Source organism: Kitasatospora acidiphila (assembly GCF_006636205.1).
Taxonomy (GTDB): Bacteria; Actinomycetota; Actinomycetes; order Streptomycetales; family Streptomycetaceae; genus Kitasatospora; species Kitasatospora acidiphila.
In genome coordinates this window covers 4656012-4672434 of sequence record NZ_VIGB01000003.1, presented here as the reverse complement: position 1 = coordinate 4672434, position 16423 = coordinate 4656012, and the positions used below count along the sequence as shown (strand labels likewise).

Annotated in this window: 13 protein-coding genes and 1 pseudogene; 8 read left to right on the top strand and 6 right to left on the bottom strand. The window is 71.4% G+C overall.

The annotated features are described in order from the left end of the window. Nucleotides 1-67: 67 nt before the first annotated feature. The 5 genes from dnaK (at nucleotide 68) to E6W39_RS22055 (ending at nucleotide 5501) form a co-directional block, all read left to right on the top strand. Nucleotides 68-1909, top strand: coding sequence for a molecular chaperone DnaK (dnaK, locus tag E6W39_RS22075; protein ID WP_141634993.1), 1842 nt, complete (start codon nucleotides 68-70; stop codon nucleotides 1907-1909). After that, a complete protein-coding gene (gene grpE / locus E6W39_RS22070; RefSeq protein ID WP_101380787.1) occupies nucleotides 1906-2523 on the top strand; it encodes a nucleotide exchange factor GrpE in 618 nt (205 codons plus the stop codon). Before dnaK ends, grpE begins: the two co-directional genes overlap by 4 nt. Before the next feature lie 87 nt (nucleotides 2524-2610). Continuing rightward, on the top strand, nucleotides 2611-3750 hold the full coding sequence (gene dnaJ / locus E6W39_RS22065) for a molecular chaperone DnaJ (RefSeq protein ID WP_141634992.1): 1140 nt from the start codon (nucleotides 2611-2613) through the stop codon (nucleotides 3748-3750). 6 nt (nucleotides 3751-3756) lie between these two features. Next, nucleotides 3757-4278, top strand: coding sequence for a heat shock protein transcriptional repressor HspR (locus tag E6W39_RS22060; protein WP_141634991.1), 522 nt, complete (start codon nucleotides 3757-3759; stop codon nucleotides 4276-4278). A 158-nt stretch (nucleotides 4279-4436) separates the two neighbouring features. Beyond that, nucleotides 4437-5501, top strand: a complete 1065-nt coding sequence (locus E6W39_RS22055) for a hypothetical protein (protein ID WP_141634990.1) — start codon at nucleotides 4437-4439, stop codon at nucleotides 5499-5501. A 23-nt stretch (nucleotides 5502-5524) separates the two neighbouring features. Here the strand turns inward: E6W39_RS22055 and E6W39_RS22050 are convergent, their stop codons facing one another. After that, on the bottom strand, nucleotides 5525-5923 hold the full coding sequence (locus E6W39_RS22050) for a hypothetical protein (protein WP_141634989.1): 399 nt from the start codon (nucleotides 5921-5923) through the stop codon (nucleotides 5525-5527). A gap of 399 nt (nucleotides 5924-6322) precedes the next feature. Here E6W39_RS22050 and E6W39_RS22045 point away from each other — a divergent pair, with 399 nt between their 5' ends. Continuing rightward, nucleotides 6323-6943 carry a TIR domain-containing protein gene (locus tag E6W39_RS22045; RefSeq protein ID WP_141634988.1) on the top strand — a complete coding sequence of 207 codons (621 nt, stop codon included), beginning with the start codon at nucleotides 6323-6325 and terminating at the stop codon, nucleotides 6941-6943. A gap of 58 nt (nucleotides 6944-7001) precedes the next feature. Here the strand turns inward: E6W39_RS22045 and E6W39_RS22040 are convergent, their stop codons facing one another. The 5 genes from E6W39_RS22040 to E6W39_RS22020 all read right to left on the bottom strand — a co-directional run bounded on the left by E6W39_RS22040 (nucleotide 7002) and on the right by E6W39_RS22020 (nucleotide 12564). Next, nucleotides 7002-7967 (bottom strand): LuxR family transcriptional regulator, encoded by a 966-nt coding sequence (locus E6W39_RS22040; protein WP_141634987.1) that lies wholly within the window; start codon nucleotides 7965-7967, stop codon nucleotides 7002-7004. A gap of 2 nt (nucleotides 7968-7969) precedes the next feature. After that, nucleotides 7970-9043: a LuxR C-terminal-related transcriptional regulator gene (locus E6W39_RS22035; protein ID WP_228718281.1), complete on the bottom strand. Its 1074-nt coding sequence runs from the start codon at nucleotides 9041-9043 to the stop codon at nucleotides 7970-7972. A gap of 632 nt (nucleotides 9044-9675) precedes the next feature. Then, the gene (locus tag E6W39_RS22030; protein WP_141634986.1) at nucleotides 9676-10008 is read right to left on the bottom strand and encodes a hypothetical protein; all 333 of its coding nucleotides are present in this window, start codon (nucleotides 10006-10008) and stop codon (nucleotides 9676-9678) included. Nucleotides 10009-10217: 209 nt separating this feature from the next. After that, complete coding sequence (locus E6W39_RS22025; RefSeq protein WP_141634985.1) at nucleotides 10218-11237, bottom strand: LuxR family transcriptional regulator; 1020 nt, start codon at nucleotides 11235-11237, stop codon at nucleotides 10218-10220. Nucleotides 11238-11454: 217 nt separating this feature from the next. Further along, nucleotides 11455-12564 (bottom strand): TDT family transporter, encoded by a 1110-nt coding sequence (locus E6W39_RS22020; protein ID WP_141634984.1) that lies wholly within the window; start codon nucleotides 12562-12564, stop codon nucleotides 11455-11457. Between the two features lie 70 nt (nucleotides 12565-12634). Between E6W39_RS22020 and E6W39_RS22015 the strand changes: the two are divergent. Both E6W39_RS22015 and clpB read left to right on the top strand, forming a co-directional pair. Continuing rightward, nucleotides 12635-13539: pseudogene (locus tag E6W39_RS22015) on the top strand (LysR substrate-binding domain-containing protein). A 109-nt stretch (nucleotides 13540-13648) separates the two neighbouring features. Next, the gene (gene clpB, locus E6W39_RS22010) at nucleotides 13649-16243 is read left to right on the top strand and encodes an ATP-dependent chaperone ClpB (protein WP_141637883.1); all 2595 of its coding nucleotides are present in this window, start codon (nucleotides 13649-13651) and stop codon (nucleotides 16241-16243) included. Nucleotides 16244-16423 lie beyond the last annotated feature (180 nt).

Sequence of the window (16423 nt, the reverse complement as noted above, 5' to 3'; positions counted from 1 at the left end):
GTTGACTCATCCCCGCCCCTCATGCATGCTTGAGCGCGTAAAGCTCAACTCTCGTGGAGGTATCCAGATGGCACGCGCGGTCGGTATCGACCTCGGCACGACGAACTCCGTCGTCAGTGTTCTCGAAGGCGGTGAGCCCACCGTCATCACCAACGCCGAGGGCGCCCGGACCACGCCGTCCGTCGTCGCCTTCGCCAAGAACGGTGAGGTCCTGGTCGGCGAGGTCGCCAAGCGCCAGGCCGTCACCAACGTCGACCGGACCATCCGCTCGGTCAAGCGCCACATGGGCACCGGGTGGAAGACCGCCATCGACGGCAAGGACTTCAACCCGCAGCAGATCAGCGCCTTCATCCTGCAGAAGCTGAAGCGGGACGCCGAGGCCTACCTGGGCGAGACCGTCACCGACGCGGTCATCACCGTCCCGGCCTACTTCAACGACTCCGAGCGCCAGGCCACCAAGGAGGCCGGCGAGATCGCGGGCCTGAACGTCCTGCGCATCGTCAACGAGCCGACCGCCGCCGCCCTGGCCTACGGCCTGGACAAGGACGACCAGACCATCCTGGTCTTCGACCTCGGTGGCGGCACCTTCGACGTGTCGCTGCTGGAGATCGGCGACGGCGTGGTCGAGGTCAAGGCCACCAACGGTGACAACCACCTCGGTGGTGACGACTGGGACCAGCGGATCGTCGACCACCTGGTGAAGACCTTCCAGGCCGGCCACGGTGTGGACCTCTCCAAGGACAAGATGGCGCTGCAGCGCCTGCGCGAGGCGGCCGAGAAGGCCAAGATCGAGCTCTCCTCGTCCTCCGAGACCTCCATCAACCTGCCCTACATCACGGCCTCCGCCGAGGGCCCGCTGCACCTGGACGAGAAGCTCACCCGGGCCCAGTTCCAGCAGCTGAGCTCCGACCTGCTGGAGCGCTGCAAGGTTCCGTTCCACAACGTCATCAAGGACGCCGGCATCCAGCTGTCCGAGATCGACCACGTGGTCCTGGTCGGCGGCTCGACCCGGATGCCCGCCGTCTCCGAGCTGGTCAAGGAGCTGACCGGCGGCAAGGAGGCCAACAAGGGCGTCAATCCGGACGAGGTCGTGGCCATCGGTGCCGCGCTGCAGGCCGGTGTGCTGAAGGGCGAGGTCAAGGACGTCCTGCTGCTCGACGTCACCCCGCTGTCCCTGGGCATCGAGACCAAGGGCGGCATCATGACCAAGCTGATCGAGCGCAACACCACGATCCCGACCAAGCGCTCGGAGATCTTCACCACCGCCGAGGACAACCAGCCCTCCGTGCAGATCCAGGTCTACCAGGGCGAGCGCGAGATCGCGGCGTACAACAAGAAGCTCGGCATGTTCGAGCTGACCGGTCTGCCGCCGGCGCCGCGCGGCCTGCCGCAGATCGAGGTCACCTTCGACATCGACGCCAACGGCATCATGCACGTCGGTGCCAAGGACCTCGGCACCGGCAAGGAGCAGCGGATGACCGTCACCGGCGGCTCCTCGCTGCCCAAGGACGACATCGAGCGGATGACCCGCGAGGCCGAGCAGTACGCGGAGGAGGACCACAAGCGCCGCGAGGCCGTGGAGACCCGCAACCAGGCCGAGCAGCTCGTCTACTCGACCGAGAAGTTCATCGCCGACAACACCGACAAGCTGCCGGCCGAGGTCAAGACCGAGGTCGAGACCGCGATCGGCGAGCTCAAGGAGGCCCTGAAGGGCGAGGACATCGCGGCGATCCGCGAGGCCTCGGAGAAGGTCTCCACCACCGCCCAGAAGCTCGGCCAGGCCCTCTACGCCGACGCCCAGGCCGCTGGTGCCGGTGCCGGTGCCGCGGGTGCCGAGGCGCCCAAGGAGGACGACGTCGTCGACGCCGAGATCATCGACGACGAGAAGCCCAAGGGTGGTGCCGCATGACGGAGAAGCCGCAGGGCGTGGAGCCCGGCGACGACTCCAACGCCGACGAGGCGGTCCTGAAGGCCGCGGAGGAGGCCGTCAAGGCCGCCGCCGGGGAGGTCGGGTCCGACGAGCTCGCCACCGCCAAGCGCGAGGCTTCCGAGCGCACCGCCGACCTGCAGCGCCTGCAGGCCGAGTACCAGAACTACCGCAAGCGGGTCGAGCGCGACCGGCTGACGGTCCGTGAGATCGCGGTCTCCAACATCCTGGAGTCCCTGATCCCGGTGCTGGACGACATCGGCCGGGCCCGTGAGCACGGCGAGGTGACCGGCGGCTTCAAGTCGGTCTCCGACAACCTGGAGACCGTGGTGGCCAAGCTCGGTCTGCAGCAGTTCGGCAAGGAGGGCGAGCCCTTCGACCCGAACATGCACGAGGCCCTGATGCACAGCTACTCCTCGGAGGTCACCGAGGACACCTGCGTGCAGGTGCTGCAGCCGGGCTACCGGATCGGCGAGCGGATCATCCGCCCGGCGATGGTGGCGGTGGCCGAGCCGCAGCCGGGCACCCAGTCCACGGCCGGCCCGGACGCTGACGGCCCGGCGGGCCCCGAGGCTGACGGTGCTGCCGAGAACTGACACGCTGTGTGCTGCGGGGTCGCGCGTCACCACCGGTGACGCGCGGCTCCGCAGCGCCGTATCGCCCCCGGGAGGTGGTTGGGAGTCATGAGCACGAAGGACTACGTGGAGAAGGACTACTACAAGGTCCTCGGCGTGCCCAAGGACGCCACCACCGCCGAGATCAAGAAGACCTACCGCAAGCTCGCCCGGGAGTACCACCCGGACGCCAACAAGGGCGACGCCAAGGCCGAGGAGAAGTTCAAGGACATCTCCGAGGCGTATGACGTCCTCTCCGACGAGAAGCGCCGCAAGGAGTACGACGAGGCCCGCAGCCTGTTCGGCGCCGGCGGCATGCGCGGCCCCGGCGGCAACGGCTACGGCTTCGACTTCGGCGACCTCTTCAACGGCAGCCAGACCAGCGGCGGCGGTGGCATCGGCGACGTCTTCGGCGGGCTGTTCAACCGCACCCGGCAGCCCCAGCCGCGCCGCGGCCAGGACGTCGAGACCGAGGTGACCCTCAGCTTCGACGAGGCCGTGGACGGCGCCACCGTGCCGCTGCGGATGACCAGCCAGGCGGCCTGCCGCAGCTGCGCCGGCACCGGCGCCAAGACCGGCACCACGCCGCGGGTCTGCCCGACCTGCGTCGGGGCCGGCACGGTCAGCCGGGGCCAGGGGGCCTTCGCGCTCTCCGAGCCGTGCCGGGACTGCAAGGGCCGCGGCATGATCGTCGACGACCCGTGCCCCGACTGCCACGGCAGCGGCCGGGCCAGCTCCGCCCGCACCATGCAGGTGCGGATCCCGGCGGGCGTCCAGGACGCCCAGCGGATCCGCCTCAAGGGCAAGGGCGCCCAGGGCGAGCGCGGTGGTCAGCCCGGCGACCTGTATGTCACGGTCCACGTCACCACGCACCCGGTCTTCGGGCGCAAGGGCGACAACCTCACCGTCACCGTGCCCGTCTCCTTCCCCGAGGCGGCTCTTGGTGGCACCATCGACGTCCCCACCCTCAACGGCCCGGCCGTGAAGCTGCGGCTGCCGGCCGGTAGCGCCAACGGGCTCACCCTGCGGGCTCGCGGCAAGGGCGCCACCCGCAAGGACGGCACCCGCGGCGACCTGCTGGTCACCGTCGAAGTGACGGTCCCGCAGGAGGTTTCCGGCGAGGCCCTGAACGCACTGGAGCAGTACCGAGACGCCACCGCATCCGAGGACCCGCGAGCCGCTCTGTTCAAGGCGGCGGAGGGAGCGTGACCCGACATGAACCCCCATGACTCCGGTAATGGCCCCGGCATCGGCGCCGGCATCGGCGAGGGCCTGCCCGGCGGCGCACCCCGCCGCCGGCGCACCGCCCCCGCCGGCGCGGGCTACGCGCTCACCGAGGAGACCCCGGTCTACGTGATCTCGGTGGCCGCCGAGCTGTCCGGCCTGCACCCGCAGACCCTGCGGCAGTACGACCGGCTCGGCCTGGTCTGCCCGGACCGCACCGGCGGCGGCGGGCGGCGCTACTCGGCCCGCGACATCCAGCAGTTGCGCGAGGTGCAGCGGCTCTCCCAGGACGAGGGCATCAACCTGGCCGGGATCAAGCGGATCATCGAGCTGGAGAACCAGGTCGCGGCCCTGCAGTCCCGGGTCGCCGAGCTCGCCGCCGCCGTCGAGGGCGCGGGTGCGGCGCTCCAGGCGAGGGAGGCCGCGGTGCACGCGTCGTACCGCCGTGACCTGGTGCCGTACCAGCCGCCGACGCAGTCGGCCGCGCTGGTGGTCTGGCGGCCGCGGCGTTAACGGGAGCGCAGGAACACGGCAGGGTTCTTGACGGGAGCGGTTGGCACCCCATCGAATGGCGGGGTGTCACCCGCTCCCGCGTTTGCGTAGAGTGCAGCCCGACTTGTGTTGGCAAATCGCGTCGGTGATCGAGTTTTCCCGGGAGGGGGAGCCAGGGGATGGGTTCGACAGGCGGAGCCGAAGGGGAGAAGGAGCACGTCGAGTTCGTCTCCGAGGCGGCGAAGGCACTGTATCTCCAGGTCATCGCGGCGGGCGGGACCATTGAGGTCGAGGAATCCGACCCGACCGGGCCATACGCCGAACTCGTGGAACTCGGTCTACTGGTTTTCAGTCAAGGAAAACCCGCAACCGTCACCGCGACGGACCCCGATCGACTTGCCCAACGGCTTAGCTCTACTTGGCAGAAGCAGGCCTATTTGCTGCTCTCGCAGGCCGTGCTGGTGCCCACATCCATGCAGGACCTGGGCCACGCCTATCAGTCGCTGAACAAGGAATTCCACCCTGGCGGCCCGGTGGAGTACGTCAAAGGCGTGGTGGAGATCAACCAGCGCGTGAACGCCCTGGCGGAGGGGGCGCAGTTCGAGGTGCTCACCGCGCAACCGGGCGGCGGAGGGCGGCAGTACCTCGTGCAAGCCGCGCTGGAAGCCGACATCGCCGTGCTGCGCCGCGGGGTGGCCCGCCGCATCGTCTACCACCCCAGCACCAGGTACTCCGCCCCCACCAGGCACTACGTCGAGCGGATAACCGACGCCGGAGCGGAAGTCAGAACCCTGGAAGAGCCGTTCAGCCGACTCTTCATCATCGATCGCAGAGTCGCCGTCATACCCGTTCAGGGGGACACGCAGGCGGCGGCACTCATCAGTGACGAGGCCATCGTCGCCTACATGCTGGACTCCTTCGAGCGGCTCTGGGAACGGTCCAGTCCGTTCCTGGGAGCCACCGAGGTTCCTCCCGCGGTGATCTCCAAGATGCGCACCAACATTCTGCGCATGATGATCCAGGGTGTCGGTCACCGAGTCATCGCCCGCAACCTGGGCATCAGCGAGCGCACCCTGGCCCGGCACATCGCCGACTTCCGCGAGGAGTACAACTCGGAGACCCTCTTCCAGCTCGGCTGGCGGATGGCCCTCCATGCTCCCAAGAGCCTCTACGCGGAGGACGGTGAGGCCGACGCCGCTGATCAGGACTGCCCGCAGTCGCAGCAGTCAGCCTCACAACTCTGACCCCGCACTGGCGCGGCGGCCTCCTACCACTGCCAGTCGGCGGGAACAGCGGTCGAAGCGGTGCGGTGGGTCCACTGCCAGTCCGCCGGAACGGCGGTCGAAGCGGCGTGAGTGTTCCACTGCCAGTCGGCAGGAGCAGCGCTGGAACGAACGCTCCACTGCCAGTCCGCAGGAACAGCGCTGGAACCGGCACGAACGCTCCACTGCCAGTCCGCAGGAACAGCGGTCGAACCGGCGTGGGTGTTCCACTGCCAGTCCGCCGGGGAAGCAACAGTGACGCTCTGCTGATGCCAGGCCGTCGCGCTGGCTACGGCAGAGGAGTCCTGCGACGCGGCCAGAGCCACCCCGGGCACCAGGATGGCTGCGCCGAGCGAACCGGCCGCCACCAGCGTGCGAATGGTGAATCGAGGTGAACGGTGCATCTGATGCCTCCCTTGTCATGAACCTGCTATAAAGACACCATCTCCGTAACCGTCTATCACATATTGCGACAGCCACGGACAACTAAACATCAAAGCCAGATTCTCCAGCTGAGGCAAGCTCAGTTTGCATTCAAGGCCTGGCATCGTGCTGCCAGGCAGAAAGATGACACCTTCCCGAGCAGATGCATCAAGCAGATGCACGTGCAACAGTGTCATCCGGATGCCAGTCAGCGATATGACACACCATTGCGGTGGACTCCCTGAACCGGGAGCAGTGACGATCGATCAAGCGAGCGGGCACCGCCAGTGCGGCCGGCCCGACGCGATAGCAGCAATCGCACTGCTTCACCTGCGCTGACACCACACAGCGCAGGACCATCCATCCCCGGAGCCATCGCCATGACTGAGCCCTACATGCGCCAGCACGCAGCCCAGGCCCCCGAAGGCCGCCGGGCCCGTGTCTTCCTCGCCGCCCCGCTGATGCGGCTGACCGGGCCGGCCGACAGCGTCGTGACGCTGGCCAGCCGGACCCGCCTGACCGCCCTGCGCAGCTCGCTGCTGCACAGCGGCGCCGCGGTCTTCAGCGCGCACCACAGCGACGCGTGGACGATCGAGGGGCGCGCCCCGGAGCCGCGGGTGCCCTCCGACTTCCGGGCCATGCAGAGCGCGGACCTGATCTTCGCCTACGTCGGCTCGCCGCTCTCCGCCGGCGTCTCGCTGGAGCTCGGCTGGGGCTCCGCCCTGCGCAAGCCGATCGTGCTGCTGGTGGACGAGGCGATCACCCACAACCCGCTGATCGCCACCATCGAGCAGGTCGCCCCGGTGCTCCCGCTGGTCTTCGACGACACCTGGTCCGAGGAGAGCCTGCGCCACATCGTCGAGACCGCGCTGGACTGGGCCGGCATGGCGCTCTCGCTGCGCGACGGCTTCTGGACCGCCCCGGGCGAGCAGTTCAGCCCGGCCTCCAGCCTGCGCAACCCGTACAGCAGCTGGCCGAGCACCGGTGCGGTGACCGGCTGAGCCTCGCCGGCCAGAAGTAGCCGGAGGCGGCCAGAGGTACGCAGCCCAGCTCGGCGGATCACGAGTCGGGCTGCTCGCCCCGGATCTGCCAGCCCAGCTGGAAGAGCGTCTCGGCGTCGTACTCCTCCCGCAGCCGGGCGATCTGGGTCGCCACCGTCCGCTCGCTCAACCTCAGCCGCTTGGCGATCGCCCGCTGGGTCAGCCCTCGGGCGAGCAGTGGGACCAACGGGTCCGTCTCCCTCGGCGCATCCCATCGCACCCGCTCCGCCCGTGCCCAGTCGCGCTCGAACTGGTCCACCACCAGGCCCACCAGCACCGGATCCTCGATGAAGGACGCGTGGAAGGTGCCGGGGGAGCCGACCACCACCACCCTGCGGTCGAAGATCATCGTCTGCAGGAACGGCTCGTCCAGCACCCGGAAGCGAACGCCCAGACGGCTGGCGTAGGCCGCGTACTCCACGACTGCGGGCACCTGCCGCGCCGCGGACTGGTACAGCACCCGGAACGCCACCCCTCGACTCACCAGGCCCCTGGCCGTCTCCTTCGCCTGGTCGGCCGCCACCTGGTGCCGAGGTCCCGGTCCTGCGACCAGGATCTCCCACTTGCTCTCGGCCGCCGCCTGCTCCACGCGTTGCTGGATCTGGGTGAGGTCGTGCAGTTGCTGGATCACGCTGTTGCCGGCCGCCGGACGCGGCATGCCCTCGTACGCCGCCGCCAGATCCGCCAGCGGTCCGGGCTGCGCGTCGGCTTGGATCAGCAAGTCCATTCCGGCAGAGCGCAGTTGAGCACTCATCCGGGCGGCCGCCGCACGAGGGTCGACCACCGTCCAGAGCTCGTACCCCTGCTGCTGCACCACCAGCCCGGCCACCCGCAGCTGCTCCAGGGCCACCGCGTCCCCGGCCGGCACGTCGGCCGGGTGGAACAGCCCACCCCCCGCCAGCAGCTGCCGGTAGAGCGCCTTCGCCGCGGCGTCCGGCACCTGCGGTGGCGCGGTTCTCCCGCCGTCCGGGCCGTCCCCCGTCACCCCTACTCCCCTCGCCCGTCTCCGTTCGCGGCGCGCATCAGCCAGCCCAGCTGGAACAGCGTCTCGGCGTCGTAGAGTTCGCGCAACCGGGAGATGTGGCCGGCGACGGTGCGGTCGCTGAGGCCGAGCCGGGACGCGATCATGCGCTGGGTGAGGCCCTGGGCGAGCAGGCGGCCGACCTGGAGGTGGACCGGCTGGCCGACCGGCTCGGGGGCGGTGGCGGCGCTCCACTGGACGGGTTCGGCGCGGGCCCAGTCGCGTTCGAACATGCCGCTCAGGAAGGCGACCACCGCCGGGTCCTCGACGAAGGCGGCGCTGGCGTAGTCGGGACCGGACGGGATCGCCACGGTGGACCGGTCGAAGATCATCATCCGTTTGAAGGACTCGCCCAACACCCGGAAGCGCACGCCGAGTTCGGTGGCGTCCAGCACGAAGGAGGCAGTCGGGGCGTGGGCCCGGGCGCCCGGCTCGTAGAGGGTGCGGATGCTGCCGCCGCGCTCCAGCAGCGAGCGGCAGGCGGCGACCGCGTTGTCCAGCAGCTGCGGGCTCAGCGCACCGCCGGGCTGGGCGGAGAGCAGCTCGCCGGTGGCGCCGTCGCGCAGCCGGTCGATCCGGACCCGGACCTCCGCGTGCCCGTGGACGTGCTGCACCTCGCCGGAGCGGTCGACCTTGCGCGGGGTCCGGTCGTAGGCCCGGGTGAGGTCCTCCAGCAGGGCGGGCATCTCCTGGGCCTGGACCAGCAGCCGGGTGCCGGCCGAGCGCAGTTCCTCGCTGAGCCGACCGCCCACCGAACGCGGGTTGACCACGGTGTAGGCGCCGGCCACCGGGTCGGCCTTGAGCAGGCCGAGCTCCAGCAGTTCGGCGACCACCGGCCGATCGGGCTCGGGCACGGTGGCCATCGGCAGCTGACCGCCGTCGCCGAGGACGGCCAGGTAGAGCGACCGGGCGGCGTAGCCGGGGAGCGGGAGCCCTCCCACCAGGTTGTCGAGTGCGCCGGCTTCGCCCGGGGACGGCTCGGCCGGCTGCGGACGGGCGGCGGCTGACGGACTGTCTGGCATCTCGGACTTGTCAGGCATCTCGGCCATCCGTTCCCCCTGCGCGCCGGACTGGCAGCGGTCGAACGACCGCCTCGGGCGCATCATCTCATCAGGAACGGGCACGGCACGCCGCGGGCGCCACCGGCAGCACGGAGGAGGGTCCGGTTGCCCGCCCCCCGAGCGGGCAACCGACGTCGACTCCGTGGGCGGATCCGGCCCGGAGTCAGGGACTCTCGGTCTCCTGTCTCCGGGCGGATCCACTTCACTGACGCCAAATCCGAGGTGCTTCCAGCGAGGCGGAGCAGCAACGCCTCGCTGGTACCGGGCGCGGTCGCCATCACCACAAATAGCGACCGCCCGGCGTCCCCCGGCCCCTCGCACAGATACCTCTGCCCCTGTGCGAGAACGGTGGACGAGTCACCACCAGCGGGTTGCGGTTACCCGGGCGGCTTGGCGTGTATCCCAAGCCTCACAAAGCGCGGACCTGGGAACAAGGGCGTTCCTCCTGCAGATTCCCGCAACTGCACAAACGTGCAGAATGCCGCGGCGCTGTGGTCATCCGTGCACAGCTGAGCTGCGGGTATGAGACGAGCATGAGAGAAGAACGTTCGGTCTCGGCCCCCGCTGACCACTCCCCGCTGACCGCAGACGAAAGCCGCTCAGTGGATCGCTCAGTGGATGGCCACCCGCCCGTCCGCCTGCCGCACCACACGGTCCAGCGCCTCGGCGGCCTTGACCCGGACGAACGGGGAGAGCCGGGTCGCGACCAGCGCCCGGTGCCCGAGCGAGTACTCGTCGGCCCAGACCTCGGACCCCAGCTCCACCAGCCGGGCCAGCTCCGGGATGCCGTCCGAGACGGCGGCGAACACCCCGTCCTCGACCAGGTAGAGGATCACCCGGTCACCGGACTCGGCGAGCGAGACGGCCTCCCGCAGGAAGCTGTCCGCCTCCGGCTTGCCCCAGACCACCTGACTCTCCACCAGCACATGCGAACGCCCGGCCATCGCGTACTCCTCCCCCGCGGACCCGTCCGGCGAGGGGCTGCGCTACCGTTCGGCGCCCCCGATTCCCCTTGCCGGACGGTTTCCTGACAGACGATCAGCTGAGCTGCCAGGGTGCCGCAGTGGCCGCGGCACGACAAGGCGCCGACCGGTGCAGGTTTCCGCAGCTGCGTGTTCCTGCAGCCGCCCGGCCGCACCGATCGGTTGGCGGGTCAGCAGTCGCCGGCGCCCCGCTCCCCCTGGCCGCGCATCAGCCAGCCCAGCTGGAACAGCGTCTCCGCCTCGTACTCCTGGCGCAGCCGGGCGATGTGCGCCGCCACGGTGCGCTCGCTCAGGCCGATCCGGCTGGCGATGCCGCGCCGACTCAGGCCGCAGGCCAGCAGCCGGGCGATCCGGTCGGCCACGGCGCCGGTGTCCGGCATCGAGTGGGCCGAGCCCCAGGCCACCCGCTCGGCGCGCTGCCAGTCGCGCTCGAACATCTCGACCAGCACCTCGACCGCGGTGGGGTCGCAGACGAACGCGGCGCTGCCCATGTCGGCGGAGGCCGGGATCAGCGCCACCTTGCGGTCGAAGATCAGCATCCGCTGGAAGTCCTCGTCCAGCACCCGGATCCGGGCGCCGTACGGGGTGACGGCGGCCGCGTAGGAGCTGGTCGCCGGGTCGGTGCGGGCCACCGGCTGGTAGAGGGTGCGCATCACGCCGCCGCCGCGCAGGAACGGCACGTCCTGGGCCATCGCCCAGGCCAGGTGGTCGGCGGGGCGGTCGCCGCCGGGCTGGGCGGTGAGGATCTCGCTCTCGGTGTCGGCCACCAGCTGGGCGATCCGGTGCCGGATGTTGTCCCGGTCGGTGACGGTGTCCACGACGCCGGGGCGCAGTCCGTAGCTGCGGGGAGCCGCCTCGTAGGCCTGGGTCAGCTCGTCGAGCAGGGCCGGCATCTCGTCGGCCTGGCGGAGCAGTTCGGCGGCCCGGGCGCGCAGGGCGCCGCCGGCCCGGCCGAGGAAGGCGCGCGGGCTGACCACCGAGTAGAAGGTGCCGCCGGGCAGGCCGCGGACCAGGCCGACGGCCAGCAGCCGGTCCAGCGCCGCGGCGTCCCCGGGCCGGACCTCGTCGGACTTCACCCAGCCGCCGCCGGCCACCACGGCCAGGTAGAAGGCACGGGCCGCCGGGTCCAGCTCGAGATCCAGGGCGCCGGGCCCTTCGCGGTGCCCCACCGGATCGGCCGGCTCCGCCATCGCACTCCACCCCCGACTTGACTGTCCTCCGCCATCTTGCCAGTCGGCGGAGCAGGGCGCGAGAACCGGGTACCGTTCGGCCGTTCGGTCGGTCGCGCGATGCAGATCATCACACGCTCCGTCAGACGGGACGCCGTCGAGGGGTGGTTCATTCCCGTCAGGTGACCACACGTCATACGACCATCCGTCACGTCGGCATCCGTCGTGCCGGGGCACGTCACGCCGCCACGCGCAGCAGCCGGCCGCCCAGCAGCGCGCTCGCGGTCCGCGCGCCGGCCACCGCCCAGGCCGCCAGCAGCAGCCCGTAGAGCCCCACCGCCAGCCAGCCGAAGCCCGCGAACCCGGTGTGCCGGGCCAGCGACGCCGTACCGGTGACGCAGGTGCCGACCGGGAAGGTGAAGGCCCACCAGGTCATGCCGAACGGCATCCGGTGCCGCACCAGCGCCCGCAGGTTGGCGGCTCCGGCCAGCAGCAGCCAGAGCAGCGCGAAGCCGGTCATCGCCACCCCGTAGAGCACCGCGAAGCCCAACGCGGGGGCGGCCAGCGCGGGCGCCACCGTGCGGGCCGCGTCCGCCAGGTTGCCGACCGCGGTGGTGGACTGCCCGAGCGGGCCGAGCACCAGGAAGAGCGACGGGGTGAGCAGCACGGCGGGCAGCTTGCTGTGCACCAGGCCGGCGAAGACCACCGGCAGCATCACCAGGACGGCCAGCAGGCTGGCGCCGAACATGCCGTAGCAGGCGTAGAACAGCCCCGGGCGCAGACCGGCCGGCAGGTGCGGCAGCAGCGCCGGGCCGAGCGCCGCGGCGACCATCGGGGCGACCACCGGCAGCAGCCAGGTGGGGTTGGCGGTCAGCGCGGAGAGCCGGTGCCGGGTGACCATCAGGTACGGGAGGCCGGCGGCGACCAGCACGGCGTAGAGCGTGCCGGTGCTCCACAGCAGCAGGTCCAGCGCGACCGCCGGGCCGGTGCCGATCAGCGGCGCGCCGACCGTCAGGGTGCCGAAGCCGACGGCCAGCAGCGCCATCGGCGGGCAGCCGTAGAAGACCGCGGTGGCGGGGTTGTCCAGCAGCTGCTCGCGGGCCGCCGCCCGGTGCCTGGTCAGGTGCACCAGCCGAGCCGCGGCCAGCACCGCCAGCATGGCCAGCGACAGCGCCCAGACCGCCTGCGCGAAGCCCAGCTGCCCCGGCACGCGGTGGGGCAGCGCCACGGCGGCGTTGGCGGTGATCGCCGTGCCCATCACGGCCGCGTACCAGTTGGGCCCGAGCTGGGCCAGGTCGAGCGGGCCGCGGGCGGCGGCGGTGGCGGGGCGGGCGAGCAGGGTGGTCATGACTCCACCCTCGGCCCGCCGAGCCCGCGCCGGTAGCCGCCATGGACCTATGGGGACATAACCTGGATCTATGGCCCTCTCCCCCCTGGTGCCCGAACTGGGCGCGCTGGAACTGCTGCTCGAAGTTGCCCGGCAGGGCAGTGTCGGGCGGGCGGCGGCGGCCCTGGGGATCAGCCAGCCGGCCGCCAGCTCGCGGATCAAGGGCATGGAACGGCAGCTCGGGGTGCCGCTGCTGGAGCGCTCGCCGCGCGGCTCGCGGCCCACCCCGACCGGGCGGCTGGTGGTGGAGTGGGCCCGCCAGGTGGTGGAGGCCGCCCAGGCGCTGGACGCCGGGATCGCCGCGCTGCGCGAGGACCGGGACGCCCGGCTGCGGGTGGTGGCCTCACTGACCGTGGCCGAGTACCTGATGCCGGGCTGGCTGCTGGCGCTGCACGCGGTCCGCCCGGACACCGCGGTGACGCTGCGCACCGCCAACTCCCAGGCGGTGGCCGGGCAGGTGCTGGCCGGCGAGGCGGACTTGGGCTTCGTGGAGGGCACCCGGACCCCGCCGGGCCTGGCCGGGGTGGCGGTGGGGCCGACCGGCTGGCCGTGGTGGTGGCGCCCGGGCACCCCTGGGCCAGGCGGCGCACCCCGGTCACCCGGGCCGAGCTGGCCGGCACCCCGCTGGTGCTGCGCGAGCCGGGTTCGGGCACCCGGGAGGTGCTGGACCGGGCGCTCGGCTCGCCGGCCGAACCGCTGCTGGAGCTGGCCTCCACCACCGCGCTCAAGGCGGCGGCGCTGGCCGGCGCCGGGCCGGTCTGCCTGAGCGAGCTGGCGGTGGCCGACGAGCTGGCCACCCGGCGGCTGGTCGAGGTGCCGGTGGCCGAGCTGGATCTGCGCCGGCCGCTGCGCGCGGTCTGGCCGGCCGGGCAGCGGCCGGGCGGCCCGGCCCGCGACCTGCTGGCGCTGACCAGATCCAAGGCCGCGCATACTTGAGGCAGCAAACATGAGCGCGTTAGACTCAACTTGCCTTAGCATCTGATGAGCACCGTGCAGTGAGTAAGCAGTAGCCGATAAGCACCTGGAGGAGCACCCCATCGTGGCCATGGACGCGAGCAAGTTCACCACCAAGACGCAGGACGCCCTGTCCGTCGCCATCCGGCAGGCCGGCAGCGCCGGCAATCCGGACGTCAGGCCGGTGCACATCCTGCTCGCCCTGCTGGAGCAGCCCGAGGGCCTGGCCCGTCCGCTGCTGGAGGCGGTCGGCGCCGACGTTCCGCAGCTGATCGGCGCCGCCCGGCAGCAGTTCAAGGCGCTGCCCAGCGCCCAGGGCTCCACCGTCTCCGCCCCGCAGCTGGGCCGCGACACCCTGGCCGTGCTGGAGGACGCCGGGCGCCGGGCCGAGAAGCTCGACGACGCCTACGTCTCCACCGAGCACCTGCTGGTCGGCCTGGCCGCCGAGGGCGGGCCGGTCGCCGAGCTGCTGACCCGCCAGGGCGCGACCCCGACCGCGCTGCTCGACAAGTTCACCGAGGTCCGCGGCTCCGGGCGGGTCACCTCGCCGGACCCGGAGGGCACCTACAAGGCGCTGGAGAAGTACGGCACCGACCTCACCCAGGCCGCCCGAGACGGCAAGCTCGACCCGGTGATCGGCCGCGACCAGGAGATCCGCCGGGTGGTCCAGGTGCTCTCCCGGCGCACCAAGAACAATCCGGTGCTGATCGGCGAGCCCGGCGTCGGCAAGACCGCCGTGGTCGAGGGCCTGGCCCAGCGGATCATCGCCGGCGACGTCCCGGAGTCGCTGCGCGGCAAGCGGCTGGTCGCGCTCGACCTGAGCGCGATGGTGGCCGGCGCCAAGTACCGCGGCGAGTTCGAGGAGCGGCTGAAGGCCGTCCTGAACGACATCAAGCAGAGCGACGGCCAGGTCATCACCTTCATCGACGAGCTGCACACCATGGTCGGCGCCGGTGCCGGCGGCGACTCCTCGATGGACGCCGGCAACATGCTGAAGCCGATGCTGGCCCGCGGCGAGCTGCGGATGGTCGGCGCCACCACGCTGGACGAGTACCGCGAGCGGATCGAGAAGGACCCGGCGCTGGAGCGCCGCTTCCAGCAGGTGCTGGTCGGCGAGCCCAGCGTCGAGGACACCATCGCGATCCTGCGCGGGCTCAAGGGCCGCTACGAGGCGCACCACAAGGTGCAGATCGCGGACGCCGCGCTGGTCGCCGCCGCCTCGCTGTCGGACCGCTACATCACCTCCCGGTTCCTGCCCGACAAGGCCATCGACCTGATCGACGAGGCCGCCTCCCGGCTCCGCATGGAGATCGACTCCTCGCCGGTGGAGATCGACGAACTCCAGCGCGCCGTCGACCGGTTGCGGATGGAGGAGCTGGCCCTGGAGAAGGAGTCCGACGCCGCCTCGGTCGAGCGGCTGGCCCGGCTGCGCCGCGATCTGGCCGACCGGCAGGAGCAGTTGAGCGCCCTGACGGCCCGCTGGGAGCAGGAGAAGAAGAGCCTCAACCGGGTCGGCGAGCTCAAGGAGCGCCTCGACGGCCTGCACAGCGCCCTCGAACGCGCCCAGCGGGACGGCGACTTCGAGCAGGCCTCCAAGCTGATGTACGCCGAGATCCCGGCCGCCGAGCAGCAGTTGGCGGATGCCCAGGAGAGGGCGCAGGACGAGGAGGCCACCGCCTCGATGGTCAAGGAGGAGGTCGGCCCGGACGACGTGGCCGACGTGGTGGCCTCCTGGACCGGCATCCCGGCCGGCCGGCTGCTGGAGGGCGAGAGCGCCAAGCTGCTGCGCATGGAGGAGGAGCTCGGCCGCCGGCTGATCGGCCAGCAGACCGCGGTGCAGGCCGTCTCGGACGCGGTGCGGCGCACCCGTTCCGGCATCGCCGACCCGGACCGCCCGACCGGCTCGTTCCTCTTCCTCGGCCCGACCGGCGTCGGCAAGACCGAGCTGGCCAAGGCACTCGCCGACTTCCTCTTCGACGACGAGCGCGCCATGGTCCGGATCGACATGAGCGAGTACGGCGAGAAGCACTCGGTCTCCCGCCTGGTCGGCGCCCCGCCCGGGTACGTCGGCTACGAGGAGGGCGGCCAGCTCACCGAGGCGGTCCGCCGCCGCCCGTACAGCGTGGTGCTGCTCGACGAGGTGGAGAAGGCCCACCCGGAGGTCTTCGACGTGCTGCTCCAGGTGCTCGACGACGGTCGGCTGACCGACGGGCAGGGGCGCACCGTGGACTTCCGCAACGCCATCCTGATCCTCACCTCCAACCTGGGCAGCCAGTACCTGGTCGACCCGACGGTGCCGGACACCGCCAAGAAGGAGCTGGTGCTCGACGCGGTGCGCGGCAACTTCAAGCCGGAGTTCCTCAACCGGCTGGACGACATCGTGGTCTTCGACCCGCTGGGCTCCGCGGAGCTGAGCCGGATCGTCGACCTCCAGGTGGCCAAGCTCGCCCAGCGGCTGCGCGACCGCCGGCTCACCCTGGACGTCACCGACGCGGCTCGCGACTGGCTGTCGCTCACCGGCTACGACCCGGCGTACGGCGCCCGGCCGCTGCGCCGCCTGGTGCAGTCCGCGATCGGCGACCAGCTGGCCCGGGCGATCCTGTCCGGCGACGTCCGCGACGGCGACACCGTGGTGGTCGAGCGGGACGAGGCGGGCGACCGGTTGACGGTGCGGGCCGGGCACTGAGCGGTGCCGGTCGCGCACTGGGCGGCCGCCCCGGAGCGCCGTCGTCAACCCGGTGAGCCGATCTTGCTGTCCGACCTCGACCTGGGGCCCTGAGTGCCTGTGCCCGGGGCCCCGGATGAGGCAGGATGGGAGGCAGTTGGAAGGGCGGCCCCGAACACCACCAGCCACCCTCGTGCACTG